This window comes from Comamonas sp. E6 (assembly GCF_001010305.1).
GTDB lineage: Bacteria > Pseudomonadota > Gammaproteobacteria > Burkholderiales > Burkholderiaceae_C > Comamonas > Comamonas thiooxydans.
In genome coordinates, this window is the sequence record NZ_BBXH01000035.1 from 13,938 (window position 1) to 32,584 (window position 18,647).

Consider the following 18,647-nt stretch of genomic DNA (forward strand, 5'->3'; position numbering starts at 1 on the left):
GCGTGCGGCCCGTGCAGCTTCGTTGGTGCTGGCGCTGTCCCTGGTTTTCGTGCTGGCCCGGGCCGATACCGTGCCGCCGGATATCAGCTCCATGCAGGTCACGCGTACCGACGAGGGGGTGTTTCTCTCGGCCAATCTGCAGTTCGAGCTGCCCGGTCAGGTTGAAGATGCCCTGCGCCAGGGCATTCCCATGTATTTCATTGCCGAGGCTCAGGTGCAGCGCGAGCGCTGGTACTGGTCCGATCAGCAATTGGGCGTCGCCACCCGCTATTACCGTATTACGCACCAGCCGCTGACCAGGCGCTGGCGTTTGCATATCTCCAATTCCGCCTTCACCGGCGGCAGCGGCACCGGACTGGCGCTGGGCCAGTCCTACGAGCAGCTGGAGGATGCCATCGCAGCCATTCAACGCATTTACCGCTGGAAGATTCTGGAGTCCGGTCAGCTCGGCTCCACTTCCGGCGTCTCGGTGCAACTGCGCTTTCGCGTAGATCTGTCGTCCCTGCCCAGACCTTTGCAGATTGGGGCTCTGGGGCGCTCGGGCTGGAATCTGCAACTGTCGCGCACGCAGACGCTGGAGGCCGCTCCCTGATGGCTGACATCAAGCTCCCGGACGGCGAAGCCGGCGGCTCCTCTGCCGCGCGCTGGTCGCGCGCCACGCGCTGGGCCGTTGGCACGGGCGTGGCGCTGATGGTGGTGGTGGGGGTGCTGCTGCTGTTCCTGCTGACTTTGGCCACGAATAACCGGCTGGCCTACGAGCGCAACTACAACTGGCTGTTTGCCGCCAATGTCGTTGTGGCCGGATTGCTGCTGCTGGTGCTGTTCTGGGGCGGCTTGCGCCTGGCTCTGCGGCTCAGGCGCGGGCGTTTTGGCAGCAAGCTGTTGCTCAAGCTGGCTGGCATCTTCACCCTGGTGGGCTTGCTGCCGGGCTTGTTGATCTATGTGGTGTCCTACCAGTTTGTTTCGCGTTCGATAGAGAGCTGGTTTGACGTCAAGGTCGAGGGGGCCTTGTCTGCGGGCGTGAGCCTGGCCAGTGCCACGCTGGATACCGTGGCCAATGACATGGCCAACAACACGCGCACGGCAGGCCTTCAGCTGTCTCAGACTTCGGATGCAGGGGCGGCACTGATGCTGGAGCGCATCCGAGATCAGATCGGAGCCTCCGATGTGGTGCTCTGGAATGCATCAGGCAAGGCCATTGCCAGTGCCGGTCAGTCTCAGTTCAGCCTGGCACCCGAGCGGCCCAACACCCAGCTGCTGCGCAGCTTGAGGGAGCAGGGCGGTCAGCGTGCCGTGGCCAGCATCGAAGGCCTGGATGATGCCGGTGACGTGCCTGCCGATCAGGCTGCGGCCAACGCCAAGGTGCGCACACTGGCGCTGGTGCCCAGCTCGGCGGTGAATCTGTTGGAGGAGGCGCGTTATCTGCAGGCCACGATTCCCTTGCCGCAAGCCCTGGTCAGCAATGCCCTGGCCGTGCAGGAGGCCAATCGCGAGTATCAGGAGCGAGCACTTGCTCGTGGTGGATTGCAGCGCATGTATATCGGCACTCTGACGCTGGCGCTCTTTCTGGCCGTGTTTGGGGCCGTGGTGCTGGCCGTGGTGCTGGGCAACCAACTGGCCAAGCCCTTGTTGTTGCTGGCCCAGGGCATGCGCGATGTGGCGCGTGGAGATCTGCGCCCCAAGCCTGCGCTGCAGAGCAAGGACGAGATTGGCGGGCTGACGCGCTCCTTTGCCGTCATGACCCAGCAACTGGCCGACGCACGCTCCGACGCCAACCGCAACCTGCTGCAGCTCGATGCGGCGCGCAGCAATCTGCAGACCATTCTGGACAACCTTACTTCGGGCGTCATCGTGCTCGATCGCTCCGGGCGCATCGTCCTCAGCAACCCTGGTGCAACACGCATTCTGCGTGCTCCCATGGCGGTGTTCCAGGGCAAGCGCCTGCGCGATGTCTCTGGTTTGCAGGACTTTGCGCGCGTGGTGCAGGAGCAGTTCGAGATCTTTCTCGGCGATGCTTCGGCCGAGCAGGGGCGGGACCGCTGGCAGCAGGTCTATGAGCTGGACGCGGGCAACGGCAACGGCGATGTGGTGCACAACACCACCAGCCTGGTCATGCGCGGCGCGGAGCTGCCCGACGACCAGCGTCTGCTGGTGTTTGACGACATCTCGGAGATCGTCTCTGCCCAGCGCGCACAGGCCTGGGGCGAAGTGGCGCGCCGCGTGGCGCATGAGATCAAGAATCCGCTGACGCCGATTCAGCTGTCTGCCGAGCGTCTGGCGATGAAGCTGACCGACAAGCTGCAGCCTGCGGAGCAGGCGCTGCTGGCCAAATCCGTGAAGACCATCGTCGATCAGGTGGGGGCCATGAAGCGTCTGGTCGATGAGTTTCGCGAGTACGCACGTTTGCCGGCTGCCAATCTGCAAGCGCTGGATTTGAATGCACTGGTCGCGGAGGTGCTGCAGCTCTATGGCGAAGAGAATGCGGCGGTGCGTGTGGAGGCATCGCTCGACGAAGCCTGTCCGCTGATTCAGGGCGATAGCCAGCAATTGCGTCAGGTCATCCACAATCTTTTGCAAAATGCGCAAGATTCCACGGCGCAAAGAGCGCAGGAAACAGGGCAGACTCCAGGCTCCGTCACCATCGAAACCCGCTGGATGGACACGGCCCAGCGTGTGCGCCTGAGCATCAGCGACAGTGGCACAGGTTTTGCTCCCAATATTCTTCAAAGAGCCTTCGAGCCCTATGTGACCACCAAGTCTCGCGGCACAGGCCTGGGCTTGGCCGTGGTCAAAAAAATCGCCGATGAACATGGCGCAAGAGTGGACCTGGGTAATCGAGAGGAAGACGGGGTAGTGCAAGGCGCGCGAGTGTCGCTATCATTTGTACCTAACGACCGTGCGGGGGCGGCTTGATCCCGCTTCGCACAAGGCATAGCAACAGGCTTTAGACACATGGCAAACATACTAGTGGTCGACGACGAACTGGGGATCCGGGATTTGTTGTCGGAAATCCTCAACGACGAAGGTCATAGTGTGGACGTGGCGGAGAACGCCACGCAGGCACGCGTATCCAGGGCAACCCACAACTACGATCTGGTGCTGCTGGACATCTGGATGCCGGACACCGACGGCGTCACCCTGCTCAAGGAATGGGCCACGGCCGGTCAGCTCACCATGCCCGTCATCATGATGAGCGGTCATGCGACCATCGAAACGGCCGTCGAGGCAACGCGCATCGGTGCACTGTCATTCCTCGAAAAGCCCATCACCATGCAGAAGCTGCTCAAGGCGGTGGAGCAGGGGCTGGCGCGCAGCACGGCCAGCCAGGGCCCGGAAACTGCAGCGCATGCCAGCAACGGCACGGCGCCATCGGCCGTGGTCAGCATCACGGCCCAGGCGGCGGAAGACAATCTGCCCAACTCGCACCAAGGATTCGATCTCGACCGCCCCTTGCGCGAGGCGCGCGACGGCTTTGAAAAAGCCTATTTCGAATTCCACCTGGCACGCGAAGGCGGCTCCATGACGCGCGTGGCCGAGAAGACCGGCCTTGAGCGTACCCACCTGTATCGCAAGCTGCGTCAACTGGGCGTGGACCTCGGGCGCAATCGCCGCGGATAATTTCCAAAAAAATCGCAGTTTTCGATTTAGGGTCGAAAAGTGTGCCTATAATCGTGGCTTCGGCGCTCAAGGGTGCTGATAAATGGCCCGGTAGCTCAGTCGGTAGAGCAGAGGATTGAAAATCCTTGTGTCGGCGGTTCGATTCCGTCCCAGGCCACCAGATTCAAAGCCCTGGATCAGCAATGATCCAGGGCTTTTCTGCATACGGACCTGCTCTTTTCGGCTGCATTGCAGACCGGTGAATGCATTCGGGCTGGAATGCCCAGGCGGGGCAGGAAGCGGAAAAAATATGCCTATAATTGCAGCTTCAGCAAATTCAAGTTGCTGAACAGCAAAGGCCCGGTAGCTCAGTCGGTAGAGCAGAGGATTGAAAATCCTTGTGTCGGCGGTTCGATTCCGTCCCAGGCCACCAGATTCAAAGCCCCAGATCAGCAATGATCTGGGGCTTTTCTCATTGCAGCTTCGGAATGTCCGCAATGGGCTTTGGGTAATAAAAAGCAGAGCGGATTGCGCTTGTCTTTGCTTGATTTCAAAGCGTTTCAGCTCCAGTTCGCTTTGTTGGTATGCGCAACCAGCTTTCCATTTGATAGCGCCTGCATGCTGCCGTTAAGCTTGCAGCTTTCATCGTGCACAGACAGGCACAGGAGCGCGTGTGACAGCAGAGCAGCAATCAAGGGCGTCGCAACCGGCAGCTAACTGGCAGCCGGGCCTGATCGCCATTCACGGCAACCAGACCGAGGCGCTGGCCGATACCGTGCTGGCCTGGCTGGCGGCGCATCCCTTGCAGGCGCTGGAGCCCGAGATCGTGCTGGTGCAAAGCAACGGCATGGCCGAATGGTTCAAGATGCGCATGGCCGAGCAGCAGGGCGTGTGCGCCGCTGCACAGGTCGAATTGCCGGCGCGCTTTGTCTGGCGCAGCTACCGGCAGATTCTGGGCAGGCATGAGGTGCCGCGTGAATCGCCGCTGGACAAGACGCCCATGATCTGGCGCCTGATGCGTCTGCTGCCGCAATGCCTGGGCGAGCCTGCGTTCGCACCGATTGCCAACTTTCTGCGCCCTGGCGAGCCGCAGCGTCTGCTGCAGCTGGCCGAAAAGCTGGCCGACCTGTTCGACCAGTACCAGATCTACCGCGCCGACTGGCTGGCCGCCTGGGAGAAGGGCGAGGATGTGCTGCGTACAGCGGGCCGCCCCGATGCGCCCGTTCCCGAAGGGCAGCTCTGGCAGCCCCAGCTGTGGCGCAAGGTACTGGACGAACTCGATGAGCAGGAGCGTGCCGCCACCCGCCCGGCCCTGCTGGCGCGGATTCTGGACGCGCTGCAAAGCGGCCAGCCGCCCGTCACGCCGCTGGCGCGTCGCGTGGTGGTGTTCGGCATGAGCCAGATGCCGCTGTCGCTGATGCAGTTTTTGAGCGGTATTGCCCAGCACAGCCAGGTGCTGATTGCCGTGCCCAACCCCTGCCGCTTTCACTGGGCCGATGCCATCGACGGGCGCGAGCTGCTGCGCCAGCAGCGCCGCCGTCATGCCGACAAGGGCGGCAAGGACCTGGCGCAGATTCCGCTGGCGGCCATGCACGCCCATGCCCATCCGCTGCTGGCGGCATGGGGGCGGCAGAGCCGCGACTATGTGCGCCAGCTCGATGCCTTCGACACCACGGGAGACACGGCCGTGCAATGGGGCTGGCCGCGTGTGGATGTGTATGACGAGGCCGACGCGAGCGAGCTGATCAATGCACCGCTGCTGACCCAGGTGCAGCAGCGCATTCGCGATCTGGTGCCCATGTCGGAGCACCCCGTGGTCGAGATCGCAGCGGCCGACCAGTCCATCGTCTTTCACAAGGCCCATGGCCTGGTGCGCGAGCTCGAAGTGCTGCACGACCAGCTGCTGCAATGGCTGGCCGAGCCTGCCGCTGCGGGCCGCGCAGCGCTGGCGCCGCGCGAGGTGGTGGTCATGCTGCCGTCGATCGAAGAGGCTGCACCCGCCATCCGCGCCGTGTTCGGCCAGTACGGCCGCCACGATGCGCGCCATATTCCGTTTGATATCGCCGACGTGGGCGCGCGTGCCAGCAGTCCGCTGGTGACGGCGCTGCAATGGCTGCTCAAGCTGCCGCAGCAGCGCTGCCGTCTGAGCGAGTTGTGCGATCTGCTCGATGTCCCCGCCGTGGCGGCGCGCGTGGGTCTGGCGGCCGACGATCTGCCCCAGCTCACGCACTGGATGGCCGGTGCGGGCATTCGCTGGGGGCTCAACCATGCGCAGCGCGCACAGTTGGGCCTGGCGGCCTGCGGTGATCCCAACAGCGCCTGGTTCGGTCTGCGCCGCATGCTGCTGGGCTATGCCAGCGGGCCGGCGCTGGAGGCCGCCTTCGACGAGGCACAGGTGTTTGCCGGCATGGAACCCTATGACGAAGTGGGCGGCCTGACGGCTGAGCTGGCCGGATCGCTGGCCAGCTTGCTGGGGCGCATGCTGCAATGGTGGCAAACCGCCGGCGAGGCGGCTGCCCCCCAGGCCTGGGCGCAGCGCTTTCGTGCACTGCTCGATGATTTCTTTGTCGCGCAGGGCGATGAAGACCAGGCCTTGTGCGCCGCACTCGACACGGCCCTGGTCGGCTGGCAGGCTGCCTGCGAGCAAGCGGGTTTTGAGGCCCTCATTCCGCTGGAAGTGGCACAGGAAGCCTGGCTGCAGGCCCTGTCCGAGCCCGCGCTCAACCAGCGCTTTCGCGCCGGCGGCGTGACTTTTTGCACGCTGATGCCGATGCGCGCCATTCCCTTCGACGTGGTGTGTCTGCTGGGCATGAACGATGGCGACTACCCGCGCCGCGCCACGCGCGTGGATTTCGATCTGATGGCCTTGCCCGGGCAGCAGCGTCCCGGCGACCGCGCGCGCCGCGACGATGACCGCCAGCTGATGCTGGATGCCTTGCTGTCGGCCCGCAGCAAGCTCTATATCAGCTGGGCCGGTCGCCATGTGCGCGACAACAGCGAGCAGCCCCCCTCGGTGCTGGTCTCGCAGTTGCGCGACTATCTGAGCCAGGGCTGGCAGGGCGAAGGCAGCGCAGGACTTTCCGCCAGGGAGCGAGGGGGGCTGCTGCTGGCCCAGCGTACCCGGCAGCATCCTTTGCAACCCTTCAGCCGCCGCTATTTTGAGCAGGCTTCGGGGCTGTCGACTTTCGCGCGCGAATGGTATGGCGCGCATGAAGAGCGGGACGCGCAGGTGCTGCCTGTTGTGGCTGCCTTCGAGCCCGATCCCGAAGTGCCGCTGACGCTGGCGCGCCTGACGGAATTTCTGCGCCATCCCGCACGCAGCTTTCTGCGCAACCGCCTGCAGGTGCGCTTTGAGCAGGACGAGGAGCTGCTGGAGGACGACGAGCTTTTTAGCGTCGATGGCCTGACCGCCTACGGCCTGATTCAGCAGCTGCAGCAAGGCGTGCGCACGCAGCTGGCGCATGATGCCGCGTTGGACGTGGGCCTGCAGGTGCAACGTCAGGTGCAGCGCCTGGGGCGTGCCGGCGTGTTGCCGCTGGCAGGGCTTGGCAGGCGCGAGGCCGAGGCCTTGCAGGCCCAGGCCACGCCGTCGTTGCTGGCCTGGCAGCAGCAGATGGGGCTATGGCCCCATGCGGCGCCGCGCGAGCGTTTGCTGCTGCACTCCGATGCGGTCACGCTGGATGACTGGATGGATGGCTTGCAGGAGTGTGAAGAGCCGTCTTCGGATGCAGGCCACAGCCGCTGCTGGTTCGTGCTGGAGCCGCGCACGCTGCTGAACAAGAAAGGCGAGCTTCAGGCCCACAAGCTGCTGCCCATTTATGTGCGCAGTCTGGCGCTTTCAAGCAGGGGCAGCGACACGCTGATGGGCGTGATCGCACGCGACACCCTGGTCTGGGTGCAGCCGCTGGAGCCGGAGGCGGCCACGCAGCGCCTGCAAGCCTTGATGCAGCTGTGGCTGGCGGGCCAGAACGAGCCCTTGCCGCTGCCTCTCAAAGCCGCCATCGCAGCCGGTCGTGACGATCCGAGCGCCGCCGCACAGGCCTATGAGGGCGGCTATATGCTGGGCGGCGAATGCGAAGACCCCAGCTGGGCGCGCTGCTACCCCGACTGGGAGGCGCTGACGGCCGATCTGCGCTTCCACGTCCTGGCCAAGCAGGTCTATGGCCCGCTGCATGACTGGCTGGCCGCGCAGGTGCAGACCGAGGATCTGCCCTTGTTGCATTGCGCAGACCAGGACGAACAACCAGGAGAGCCGGCATGAGCACGCCCGCCAACCCGATGAAGCCCGGCAGCCAGGCGCTGCAGCCCCTGCATTTCCCGCTCTGGGGTTCGCGCCTGATCGAAGCCAGCGCGGGCACAGGCAAGACCTGGACCATTGCCGCACTCTATCTGCGACTGGTGCTGGGCCATGGCGCAGAGAACGGCTTTGCCCGAGCATTGATGCCGCCCGATATTCTGGTCATGACCTTCACGCGGGCCGCCACGCGCGAGCTGTCGGACCGCATCCGTGCCCGCTTGATCGAGGCCGTGCAATGCTTTCGCGGCGAGGCCGAACCGGCGGCGCACGACAGCTTCTTGCGCGACCTGCGCGATGCCTATGCCGAAGGCGAGCAGCGCGACACAGCGGCCTGGCGGCTGGACATGGCTGCGCAGTGCATGGACGATGCCGCCATTCACACCATAGATGCTTGGTGCCAGCGCATGCTGCGCGAGCATGCCTTCGACAGCGGCAATCTGTTTGATGAAACGCTGGAGGCCGATGAAAGCCAGCGTCAGACCGAGGCTGCCCAGGATTACTGGCGCCAGCAGTGCTACCCGCTGTCGGGCGAGGTGCTGGAGACGGCACTGCAGGTCTGGCCCGATGTGCAGACCCTGGTCAAGGATATGCAGTCGCTGCTGCGTGAAAACATAGCCGCCACGGCGGGCGCCGGTACGCTGGGGGACTGCATTGCGCAGACGCAGGCGGAGCGTGAGCAGCAACTGCGAATGCTCAGTGATGGCTGGGAGCAAAAAGCACAGCAATTGGAAGACTGGCTGGACGGCCAGTTGGCCACCAACAAAAGTGCTTGGAATGGTTTGAAGCTCAAGCCTGCCAACTACAAGAACTGGCTGAAAGCTTTGCGGGAGTGGGCTGCCGCGCCGCACGATGGGCTGGCGGCGGCGATGAAGACGGGGGCCACCCGTTTGGTTCCTGCCGGGCTGGATGAAGCGCGCAAGGGTGATGCGCCGGTGGAGCTGCCCCCCGCATCTGCCGAGCTGGAGCAGCTGCTTCAGGCCTTGGTCCAGCTGCCTTCCCTCCATGTGGCGCTGCGCCTGCATGCGGCAGTCCACGTGCAGCAGCGCCTGCTGTGGCTCAAGCGCCAGGCCGGCACTTTCGGTTTTGCCGATATGTTGCAGCGCCTGGATGCGGCTCTGGCTGGCGACAACGGCCCCGCGCTGCAAGCCGGCATCCTGGCCCAGTATCCGGTGGCGCTGATTGACGAGTTCCAGGATACCTCGCCGCTGCAATACCGGCTGTTCGACCAGATCTATCGAACGGCAGACAACAGCGCGGACAGCGCACTGCTGCTGATCGGCGACCCCAAGCAGTCCATCTACGGCTTTCGTGGTGCGGACATCTACAGCTATCTGCAGGCCAGGCAGGCGACCGAGGGCCGCCACTATGTGCTGGACACCAACTTCCGCTCCACCGAGGCGCTGGTCGATGCGGTCAACCAATGGTTTGTGCAGGCTGAAGTGCGCGAAGGCGAGGGTGCGTTCATGTTCCGCGCCGGGCAAAGCAATCCGCTGCCGTTCGAGAGCGTCAAGGCCAATGGCCGCAAGGAGCTGCTGATGCAGGGCAGCCAGCGCATGGCCGCGCTGACCATTGCCTGGGATGGCAGCAGCGATGAGCCGCTGAGCAATGACGACATCCGCCGCCGTGGGGCGGAGTTCTGCGCCAGCCAGATCGTGCAGTGGCTGATGGACGGTGCCACGGGCTTTGCCGAGGCCGGCCAGCCGCTGCAGCGCCTGCGCCCGGCCGATGTCGCGGTGCTGGTGCGCACGGGTAAGGAGGCCGCTGCCGTGCGCCGTGCGCTGGCGCGGCGCAATGTGGCGTCGGTCTATCTCTCCGATCAGGACTCGGTCTTCGCCAGCGGCGAGGCACAGGATCTGCTGCTGTGGCTGCGTGCCGTGGCCGCCCCTCTGGACGGACTGGCCGTGCGTGCCGGTCTGGCCACGCCCATGATGGGGCTGTCGTTTGACGAGCTCGCATGGCTGGCCAGCGATGACGAGGCCTTCGATGCGCGCAGCGAGCTGCTCAAGGAGCTGCACAGCCTCTGGCTGCGCCTGGGCGTGCTGGCCATGCTGCGCCAGACGCTGTACCGCTTTGAATTGCCGGCGCGCTGGCTGAAGGACATGGGCGGCGAGCGCCGTCTGACCAACTATCTGCACCTGGCCGAGCTGCTGCAAGGCGCGAGCGCCCAGCTGGAGGGCGAACAGGCGCTGATCCGCTGGCTGGCCACCCAGATCGAGAGCCCGGGCGCGGCCGGCGATGCTCAGATCGTGCGGCTGGAATCGGATGCCGATCTGGTCAAGGTCGTCACCGTGCACAAGAGCAAGGGGCTGGAGTACCCGCTGGTCTGCCTGCCGTTTGGCGGCAGCTTCCGGCCTGTGGACGGCAAGGCAGCCTATCTTTCGCTGCCCGTGCAGATCGATGGCGCACCCGCGCGCGAGCTGGTGCTGGACTATGACGATGCACAGCTGGCGCAGGCCGACAAGGAACGTCTGCGCGAGGATCTGCGCCTGCTGTATGTGGCGCTGACCCGCCCGCGCCATGCGCTGTGGATGGGGCTGGCCCCCATGAAGCGCGGCAACAGCAAAAACTGTGCGAACGAACAGGGTGCGGCAGGCTATCTGCTGGCCGGAGATGTTTCGCAGGCCGCAGCCAGCTGGCGCGCCAGCATCCAGGCCCTGAGCGAGCGTTGCACGCAGATCGCCGTCGTGGATCTGCCGGCCGAACTGCCCGTGCCCACGCGCTATATTGCCGCGCAGGCCTTGCCCGTCCTGGCCGCCGCGCCCGTGTACGAGGCGCAGTTCGACCGCCGCTGGGGCATTGGCAGCTTTTCGTCGCTGACCCGCGCCATGGCGGCACCCAGCCTGCCGGTCCTGCCGGTGGCCGCACAAAGCCCTGCCGAGGACGAGCGTGCGCTGCAGGTCCAGGAGGCGGGTGAAGCTGCTCTGAACCTGAGCGTCATCAACGACGTCATGACCGCCTTGCCCACCTTGACCAGATTCGCAGCCGGCGCGCGCAGCGATGCGGCGGTGTGGCACCGCTTCATGCGCGGCCCGGTGGTGGGCAATTTTCTGCACGACCAGCTGGAATGGCTGGCCGCAGAGGACTTTGCGCTGCAGCCCGAGGATGATCCCGACAATAGCGAGCCCCTGGCGGCCCGACTGCTGCGCCGCTGCGAGCGCGCGGGCCGCAAGGAGCAGGCAGCCGATGTGCTGCAGTGGCTGCGCGCCGTGGTGCACCAGCCGCTGGCGCCGCTTGGTGTCTCGCTGTCACAACTGGGCGAAGGTGATGCGCTCTTGCCCGAGATGGAGTTCTGGCTGCCGGCGCGGCGCCTGTCGGCACCGCGCATCGACGCGCTGTGCCGCAGGCATATCCTGCCCGGTCAGCCGCGCCCGGCGCTGCCCGAGCGCGAGCTGCATGGCATGCTGATGGGTTTTGCCGACCTGGTGTTTCACCATGGCGGACGTTACTGGGTGCTGGACTACAAGACCAACCACCTGGGCCAGGACGGTGCGGCCTACGCCCCTCAGGCGCTGGAGCAGGCCATGCTCGAGCACCGTTATGACGTGCAGGCTGCGCTGTATCTGCTGGCTCTGCACCGCCTGCTGCAAAGCCGGCTGGGCGCGGCTTACGACCCTCGCGAACAGCTGGGCGGCGCGCTCTATTTCTTCCTGCGCGGTCTCGATGGCGAGGCCGCCGGCATGCATGTGCTCAAGCCGCCGCTGGCGCTGCTGGACGGGCTTGAGGCGCTGCTTGGCGACTGCGAGAAAGAATCGAAGGAGGTGCAGCCATGAAGGGCCGCCGCAAAGCCGATCTGCAGACGCTGGACCTGTTTGCAGCCCCCGCAGATGGTGACTCAATTGCACTGAGCACCACGGACTGGCTGGCCGCGCTGGAGCGACTGGCCGATGCGGGCCTGCTGCGCCGCCTGGACAGTGCCCTGGCGGCCTTTGTAGCCGCGCAGGACGCCGAGGCCGGGCCTGCGCTGCTGGTAGCCACCGCCGTGCTGGCGCAGATGGAGGGGCGCGGTCACAGCTGTCTGCCCTTGAAGGCGCTGGCTGGCGATCCCAATCAGGTTCTCGCCTGGCCCAAAGAGGCCGAGCGTCTGCAGCAATCGCTCTGGGAGCAATTGCCCGGCCGGCTGGCTGACTGGCTGCAGGCCCTGCGTCGCAGCCCCGTGGTGCGAGTCGTGCAGCCGGGAGTGGTAGTGGCAGACCGAGGTCAGCCACTGGTGCTGCTGGACGGCGCTGCGCCCATGCTGTATCTGCGCCGCTACTGGGACTACGAGCGCAGTGTTGCTGCCCATATGGCGCAGCGCACGGCGGCCGATGCGGTGGCGCTGGACGAGCCCAGGGTGCGGGAATGGCTGGGGCGGCTCTTCGGCGCGACCGCCGTTGCCGCGAATGCGGTGGACTGGCAGAAACTGGCTTGCGCGCTGGCGCTGCGCGGGCGCATGTCCGTCATCACCGGCGGGCCGGGCACGGGCAAGACCTATACGGCCGCCCGCCTGCTGGCGCTGCTGTTTGCCACGGCGCCGGATGCCGCCCAGCTGCGCGTTGCGCTGGCTGCGCCAACCGGCAAGGCGGCGGCGCGGCTCAAGCAGTCCATCGACAGCTCGCTGCTGGAGCTCAAGGAGGCCGTGGGCCGCGAGCTGGATCTGGAAGCGCTGGTCAAACGCATGGGGGCAGCACGCACCCTGCATTCGCTGCTGGGTGCAAGACCCGACACGCGGCGCTTTGCCCACCATGCGGGCAATCCGCTGGACGTGGATGTGCTCATCGTCGATGAGGCCTCCATGATCCACCTCGAGATGATGGCCGCGCTGCTGCAGGCCCTGCCGCCCACGGCGCGCCTGATTCTGCTGGGCGACAAGGATCAGCTCGCCTCGGTGGAGGCCGGTGCCGTGCTGGGCGATCTGTGCCGCGATGCGCAGCGGGGCAATTACACACCGGACACTGCGGCCTATGCCGAGCGCGTGACGGGCCAGCCCCTGCCTGCGCAGTACCTGGCGCCGGCCAGGGCCTTGCCGCTGGCCCAGCACACGGTCATGCTGCGCGAGAGCCGCCGCTTTGGCGGCCCTATCGGTCAGCTGGCACAGGCCGTGAATGCCGGCGATGCACCGGCTGCCATGGCGCTGCTGCGCACGCAAACCCAGGCTGGTCAGCATGCCGAACTCTGGGCGCGCGAAGGCGGTGAGGTCGATGCCGTGGTGCGCAGCGCCGTGCAAGGCCGTGGCGGCATGGCCAGCTATGCCGCTTATGCCGAGGTGCTGGAAAAACATGGGCAGGGCAAGGGGCGCGGCTTTGCCACCGAGGCCGAGCACCGGCAATGGGTGAGGGAGGTGCTGGCAGCCTTCGACCGCTACCGCCTGCTGTGCGCCGTGCGCGATGGCAGCTGGGGCGTGGCGGGCCTGAACCGCGCGGTGGAGCAGGCCTTGCAGGCCATGGGCGTCATTCGCAAGGAGGGCGAGTGGTATATGGGTCGTCCGGTGATGGTCACGCGCAACGATGCGCAGCTGGGCGTGTTCAACGGCGATATCGGCATGGCCCTGCCCAGCTTTGCCGACCCGGCGCGGCTGCGCGTGTACTTCATGCAGGGCGAGCTGCTGCACCATGTCAGCACGGCGCGCCTGGCCCATGTGGAGACCGCATTTGCCATGACGGTGCACAAGAGCCAGGGTTCGGAGTTCGAGCACACGGCTTTGGTGCTGGCCGCGCAGGGCGGCAACGTGCTCAGCCGCGAGCTGGTCTATACCGGCATCACGCGAGCACGCAAGGCGTTCTCGCTGTGGGCGGAAGTGCCCGGCCTGCTGGTGTCGGCGATGGGCAGTCCCACGCAGCGCAGCAGCGGTTTGCTGGGATTCATGGAACGTGCTCAGTAGCCTAGGGGGGGAGGCTCTGTTTTGATAGCGGTGACCGCAATCCAGGTAACGCTGGAGGCTGATTTCGCTCAACCTATAAAGGTTTCCCATCCGGCTTTGCTCGAAGTGATGAGCCAGTGACACTGGCGCAGTCTAAGCGCGAGACGGCCAGCTAGGGCCGCCGCGCAGCCAAGGTCGTCGTCCCCCTTTGGGGGAAGACGCGAAGCGGCTCAGAGGGGATCAGTGTTCGTAAACCGCGTCCCAGTTGGCAAATCCCTTGACCTCGATCGGATTGCCGCAGGGGTCGGTGAAGAACATGGTCCACTGCTCTCCCGGCTCGCCTTCGAAGCGCACCTGAGGCTCCAGAATGAAGGTGGTGCCAGCGGCTTTGAGGCGTTCGGCCAGGGCCAGCCAGTCGGGCTTGAGCAGGATCACGCCCAGATGGGGCATGGGCACCATATGGTTGCCGACCTTGCCGGTGTTGCTCACGGCAAAGGGCTGGCCCAGGTGCAGGGAGATCTGGTGGCCGAAGAAGTCGAAATCGACCCAGGTGTCGGTGCTGCGGCCCTCGCGGCAGCCGAGGACGCCGCCGTAGAAACGGCGGGCCTGGTCTAGATCGGTCACGTGGTAGGCAAGATGAAAAGCGCTTTGCATGATGGGGCCGAGCGTAGCATCACCGGGCCCGTACCCGGCACGCTTCAGCGCGCAGCCTTGGCCTGCATGCGTGCCATCAGCTCCTCGGTGTTGCTCTTGCGGTCGGCGTTGACCTTCTGCACCGTGGGGCGTTCGCTCATGCGGGCCAGATAGTCGCGCACCGGCAGCTCGGCCAGCAAATCGCTGCCGCCCAGGATCTTGCTGGCGCTGCTGACCAGCGGCAGATGCACGATGGCGCTGCAGTCGGCCAGCGTGAAGCTGTCGCCCGCGATGAACGGGGTATCGAAGCGGGCCAGCTTGGCAAAGGCTGCGATGTTCTTTTTCAACTGCTCCAGCGTCTTGTCGCGTGTGCCGTCACTGATCTTGCCGCCGAAGAAGGCCTGGGGATAGAGGTTGCGCGCCACCAGCTCCAGGTGCAGATTCAGATAGACGCAAAGCTCACGCACCTTGGCGGCAGCAAAGGGGTCTGCGGGCAGCAGCGGCACCTTGCTGGACAGTGTTTCCACATATTCGATGATGGCGTCGGACTCGCTGATGGCGCCATGCTGGGTGCGCAGATACGGCACCTTGCCCAGCGGAGATTCCTCGGGGTTGGTGCTGCCAAGCCAGGCCAGTTCCTCGGCGAAGGGAATCTGCTTTTCCATCAAGGCCAGCTTGACCTTGTTGTAGTAGTTGCTGGCTGAAAATCCGCACAAAGTCAGCATGCTTGTCTCCTGATCGGTGGTTGTGAATAGGTATACGTGGCCAGTTATCGTAGAGGCAAGTGGCGCAAGCCCTGCGTCGCCAACCGGATAGCGGGCCGGCTTCTACAATCGCTCCATGCATTGGCGCGCGCACCCTCCTCGGCACAAACCGGCAGCCCTTCTGGCTCGCTGGGTGCTGGGTGCGTGGTTCTGCGTGCTGCTGGTCAGCATGCTCACGCCCTGGGCGCGCGCCACGCCGCCTGCCGGCTGGGAGGCTGTGTGCACGGCCAGCGGCAGCACACACTGGGTGCCCAGCCCCGCCAGCGACGATGCCGCCACCCCGCATGGACTGGATTGCGCGCTGTGCCTGCCGCTGCTGGCGCCGCCGCCAGCGCGGCAGCCAGATCCGGGCAGTCACCGCGCCGTTGTCGATGCCCGGCCTTGGGCCGAGGTCGCTCACAGAGCTTTTGTCTCCACCCTTCCGCCCGTACGTGCGCCGCCCTTTGAAACCCTGAAAAACATAGCTGAAGGCGCTTGATGGTCAAGCGTCTCAGATCGATTTGAGATTGACACGACATACGCAAATCAGGCCCAAGCAAGGTCTTGGTTTCAAGGAGAGCATCTTGATGCACCCTCGTTTGCGTAAGTCCAGACTGAATTTGAATGGAGATGGTTTCATGAATACGCGTCGTTTTACCGTGATGGCCCTGGGCTCGCTGGTCGCTTCGCTGCTGGTTTCGGGGGCCGCCTGGGCCCATGCCGATGTCGCCCATGTCAAGGTCGAGAACGCCTGGGCCCGCGCCAGCGTGGCGGGTCAGCAGGCTTCGGGGGCTTTTATGCGCCTGACGGCCCAGGAGCCGCTCAAGCTCGTCGGTGTGGAAACCACGGCCGCCGCCGTGGCCGAGGTGCACGAGATGAAGATGGAGGGCGACGTGATGCGCATGCGCGCCATCGAGGCCCTGGATCTGCCCCAGGGCGTGGCCGTGGATCTCAAGCCCGGCGGCTATCACCTGATGCTGCAGCAGCTCAAGGCCCCGCTGGTCAAGGACAGCCAGGTGCCCGTGACCCTGGTGTTCAAGGATGCCAAGGGCGCAGTGTCGCGCCTGAGCCTGCAGCTGCCGGTGCGCGTGGCTGCCCCTGCGGCGGCTGGTGCCGGGCACCAGCACATGGGTCATGGTGGTCATCAGCATTGATGACTTGAGCCAGGCGCGCGACCTGCTCCCTTGTTTGCAGCAAACATCGCAAGTGCAGTAAGCTAGTTCCGTGTCCGGTCCCGTCCGGATGCGGATTCTGGTATCCATCCCTGCAGTGGAGAGCACTATGAGCGGCGACGCATCGGCATTTGGTTTCGGCAAGTTCATTCCCGGCTTTGATTTTCTGCAGGGGCTGGCGCAAAGCGCTGGCGCTGCAGCCAATCCCATGGGCCGCGTGCCGCAATGGGTGGCTCCCACCGTAAGCGTGGAAGAGGTTGACAAGCGCATTGCCGAGCTGAAAGCCGTGCAGTTCTGGCTGGAACAAAACAGCCGCGCCCTGACTGCCACCATCCAGGCGCTGGAAGTGCAGCGCATGACGCTGTCCACGCTCAAGGACATGAATGTCAGCATGAGTGAGCTGGCCAAGTCCTTTCCTTTCCCCGGTGCAGCGCCGGCAGAGCCCGCTGCGACCGGCAATACCGGCTGGCCCATGGGGGCCGCCACGGCCGCGCCAGCCGCCGAGCCTGCGGCAGAGCCGGAGCCTGAAGCAGAGCCCGCAGCGGCCGAGGCCGACAGCCGGACCCAGGCGGGCCCCTCTTCTCAGGCCGCCCTGAGCCAGGCCATGCAATGGTGGGGAGCGCTGACCCAGCAGTTCCAGCAGATCGCGGCCAAGGCCATGGCCGAGCCCGTGCCGCCCGAGACGCTGGCGGCCGCCCAGCGCGCCACCGAGATGGCCAGCGGTTTTGCCAAGTCCACCATGGAAAAGGTGATGGCGCAGGCTGGCGGCTTTGGCACTGCAGCTGCGGCGAAAACTGCGGAAAAGAGCGCCGCGACAGCTGAACCCAAGCCTGCACGCAAGGCTGCGGCCAAGACCGGTCAACCCAAAACGGCAGCGAGCAAGACCGCAGCCGCTAAAAAAACTGCTGCCAAGCAGCCTGCCGCCAAAAAGACTACAGCCAAAACCTCTGCTACCTCGCGCAAGCCCTGAGCAATCCCTTCCCGCTAAGGTGGAAAATCGTGGTTGCAAGGCATCCACGCTCCAGCAAGAACAGGAGGGCTTATGTCACTGTTTCCCGTCGCTCATGCCAGCCATGAAGACTGGCGCGCTGCGACTGAGCAAGTCGTGCTGCAGCTGCGTGGGCAGTTGCTGCGCCAGTCACTGCAGCCGCATCGGCTGGGTCTGGTCTATATCGCGCAGGGGCTGGTGCCTCATGCGCAGCCCTTGCTGGCGCTGTTGGCGCGCGAGTTGCCCCAGGTTACCGACTGGGTGGGCAGCTCCGGTCACGCCGTACTGGCCATGGAGCATGAGTATTCCGAAAGCTCCTCGCTGGCGGTCATGCTGCTGGACCTGCCCGCAGCCCATTACCGCGTCTATTCCGGCGTGGCACCGCTGGCGCAAAGCGGCGCCGAAGCCGGATTCGAGGCGCATTCGGCCCTGGTGCACTCCAGCATCGATCAGCCTGATCTCGCAGAGCTGCTGCTAGAGCTTTCCGAGCGCATCAGCTCTGGAAATCTGTTCGGGGCGCTCAGCAGCGAGCAGGGCGTGCAGTTTGCCTGCCGCGCCGAAGATCTGCCCCGCTTGCGTGCCCAGGCCAGCGTCGGCATCTTTCATGCCGGCTTCTCCGGCGTGGCCTTCGATGCTGACGTAGCCTGTATTTCAAGACTGGCCCAGGGCTGCGCGCCTTTGGGCGCGGGGCTCGAAATTACCGAGGCCAGAGGCCCGGTGGTGCTGGAGCTCGAAGGCGAGCCCGCCTTGCCCCGACTGCTGCAGATGCTGGATGTGGAAGCCAGCCCCAGCGCCGGAGGCGGCTGGCAGGCTGCGTTGTCGCAGTTGCGCAAGACCCAGGCCGCGATTGCCCCGCTGGGCCGGGGTCTGGAGCGCGGGGCGCTCACCGACGAGGCCCAGGTGCTGCATATTGTGGGGCTGGATCCGGTGCGCCAGGGCGTTGCGCTGTCGTCGCCCGTGGAGGCCGAGCATACGGTGATCTTCTGCCAGCGCCAGAGCAGCGCGGCCCGTCATGAGCTGATGCAGATGGGCGCGGCCCTCAAAGACGCGCTGCAGCCCGACTTTGCCGATGCCGGCCCCGAGACCATGGCCGAGGCGGCCCAGCCCCAGCATATACGCGGTGCCATCTATGTGAGCAGCAAGGGCCGGGGCAGCGAGCTGTTTGGCGGCGCCGATGCCGAGCTCAAGCTGCTGCGCCATGCGCTGGGGCCGGTGCCTCTGATCGGCCTGGTGGCCGAGGCACAGCTGATGGATGCGCATGTGCATCAGCTGGCCGGCGTGCTGACGGTGTTCACTGGTAAATAGCCTGAAATTTGATAGCTGCTAACGCTTGATTCAAATAGGTTTTAGGAGATATTTGTTCTGAGATTACGGTTTTAAT

Annotated in this window: 12 protein-coding genes and 2 tRNA genes; 12 read left to right on the forward strand and 2 right to left on the reverse strand. The window is 65.2% G+C overall.

Going from position 1 to position 18,647, the window contains the following annotated elements; translation table 11 throughout:
- Positions 1-22 precede the first annotated feature (22 nt).
- The 8 genes from CSE6_RS23920 to recD all read left to right on the forward strand — a co-directional run bounded on the left by CSE6_RS23920 (position 23) and on the right by recD (position 13,751).
- Positions 23-592, forward strand: coding sequence for a DUF4390 domain-containing protein (locus tag CSE6_RS23920; protein ID WP_034359628.1), 570 nt, complete (start codon positions 23-25; stop codon positions 590-592).
- Entirely contained in the window at positions 592-2,913 is a 2,322-nt protein-coding gene (locus CSE6_RS23925) for an ATP-binding protein (protein WP_012836793.1), read from the forward strand. The genes CSE6_RS23920 and CSE6_RS23925 overlap by 1 nt, the downstream gene beginning before the upstream one ends.
- A 39-nt stretch (positions 2,914-2,952) precedes the next feature.
- Entirely contained in the window at positions 2,953-3,618 is a 666-nt protein-coding gene (locus CSE6_RS23930; protein ID WP_034382905.1) for a response regulator, read from the forward strand.
- 84 nt (positions 3,619-3,702) lie between these two features.
- Positions 3,703-3,778, forward strand: a tRNA-Phe gene (locus CSE6_RS23935).
- A 176-nt stretch (positions 3,779-3,954) separates the two neighbouring features.
- Positions 3,955-4,030 (forward strand) — tRNA-Phe (locus CSE6_RS23940).
- Positions 4,031-4,270: 240 nt separating this feature from the next.
- The gene (recC, locus tag CSE6_RS23945; protein WP_059441653.1) at positions 4,271-7,858 is read left to right on the forward strand and encodes an exodeoxyribonuclease V subunit gamma; all 3,588 of its coding nucleotides are present in this window, start codon (positions 4,271-4,273) and stop codon (positions 7,856-7,858) included.
- Entirely contained in the window at positions 7,855-11,664 is a 3,810-nt protein-coding gene (gene recB, locus CSE6_RS23950) for an exodeoxyribonuclease V subunit beta (protein ID WP_059441654.1), read from the forward strand. Before recC ends, recB begins: the two co-directional genes overlap by 4 nt.
- On the forward strand, positions 11,661-13,751 hold the full coding sequence (gene recD, locus CSE6_RS23955; RefSeq protein ID WP_059441655.1) for an exodeoxyribonuclease V subunit alpha: 2,091 nt from the start codon (positions 11,661-11,663) through the stop codon (positions 13,749-13,751). The genes recB and recD overlap by 4 nt, the downstream gene beginning before the upstream one ends.
- Positions 13,752-13,970: 219 nt before the next feature.
- Here the strand turns inward: recD and CSE6_RS23960 are convergent, their stop codons facing one another.
- Both CSE6_RS23960 and CSE6_RS23965 read right to left on the reverse strand, forming a co-directional pair.
- Positions 13,971-14,384: a VOC family protein gene (locus CSE6_RS23960; protein ID WP_003065663.1), complete on the reverse strand. Its 414-nt coding sequence runs from the start codon at positions 14,382-14,384 to the stop codon at positions 13,971-13,973.
- A 44-nt stretch (positions 14,385-14,428) separates the two neighbouring features.
- Entirely contained in the window at positions 14,429-15,088 is a 660-nt protein-coding gene (locus tag CSE6_RS23965) for a glutathione S-transferase (RefSeq protein ID WP_059441656.1), read from the reverse strand.
- Between the two features lie 115 nt (positions 15,089-15,203).
- Here CSE6_RS23965 and CSE6_RS23970 point away from each other — a divergent pair, with 115 nt between their 5' ends.
- The 4 genes from CSE6_RS23970 to CSE6_RS23985 all read left to right on the forward strand — a co-directional run bounded on the left by CSE6_RS23970 (position 15,204) and on the right by CSE6_RS23985 (position 18,571).
- The gene (locus CSE6_RS23970; protein ID WP_045840201.1) at positions 15,204-15,605 is read left to right on the forward strand and encodes a hypothetical protein; all 402 of its coding nucleotides are present in this window, start codon (positions 15,204-15,206) and stop codon (positions 15,603-15,605) included.
- Between the two features lie 139 nt (positions 15,606-15,744).
- The gene (locus CSE6_RS23975; RefSeq protein ID WP_059441657.1) at positions 15,745-16,260 is read left to right on the forward strand and encodes a copper chaperone PCu(A)C; all 516 of its coding nucleotides are present in this window, start codon (positions 15,745-15,747) and stop codon (positions 16,258-16,260) included.
- Positions 16,261-16,387: 127 nt separating this feature from the next.
- Positions 16,388-17,248 carry a PhaM family polyhydroxyalkanoate granule multifunctional regulatory protein gene (locus CSE6_RS23980; protein ID WP_059441658.1) on the forward strand — a complete coding sequence of 287 codons (861 nt, stop codon included), beginning with the start codon at positions 16,388-16,390 and terminating at the stop codon, positions 17,246-17,248.
- 72 nt (positions 17,249-17,320) lie between these two features.
- A complete protein-coding gene (locus tag CSE6_RS23985; protein ID WP_003065653.1) occupies positions 17,321-18,571 on the forward strand; it encodes an FIST N-terminal domain-containing protein in 1,251 nt (416 codons plus the stop codon).
- The last annotated feature ends 76 nt before the right edge of the window (positions 18,572-18,647 follow it).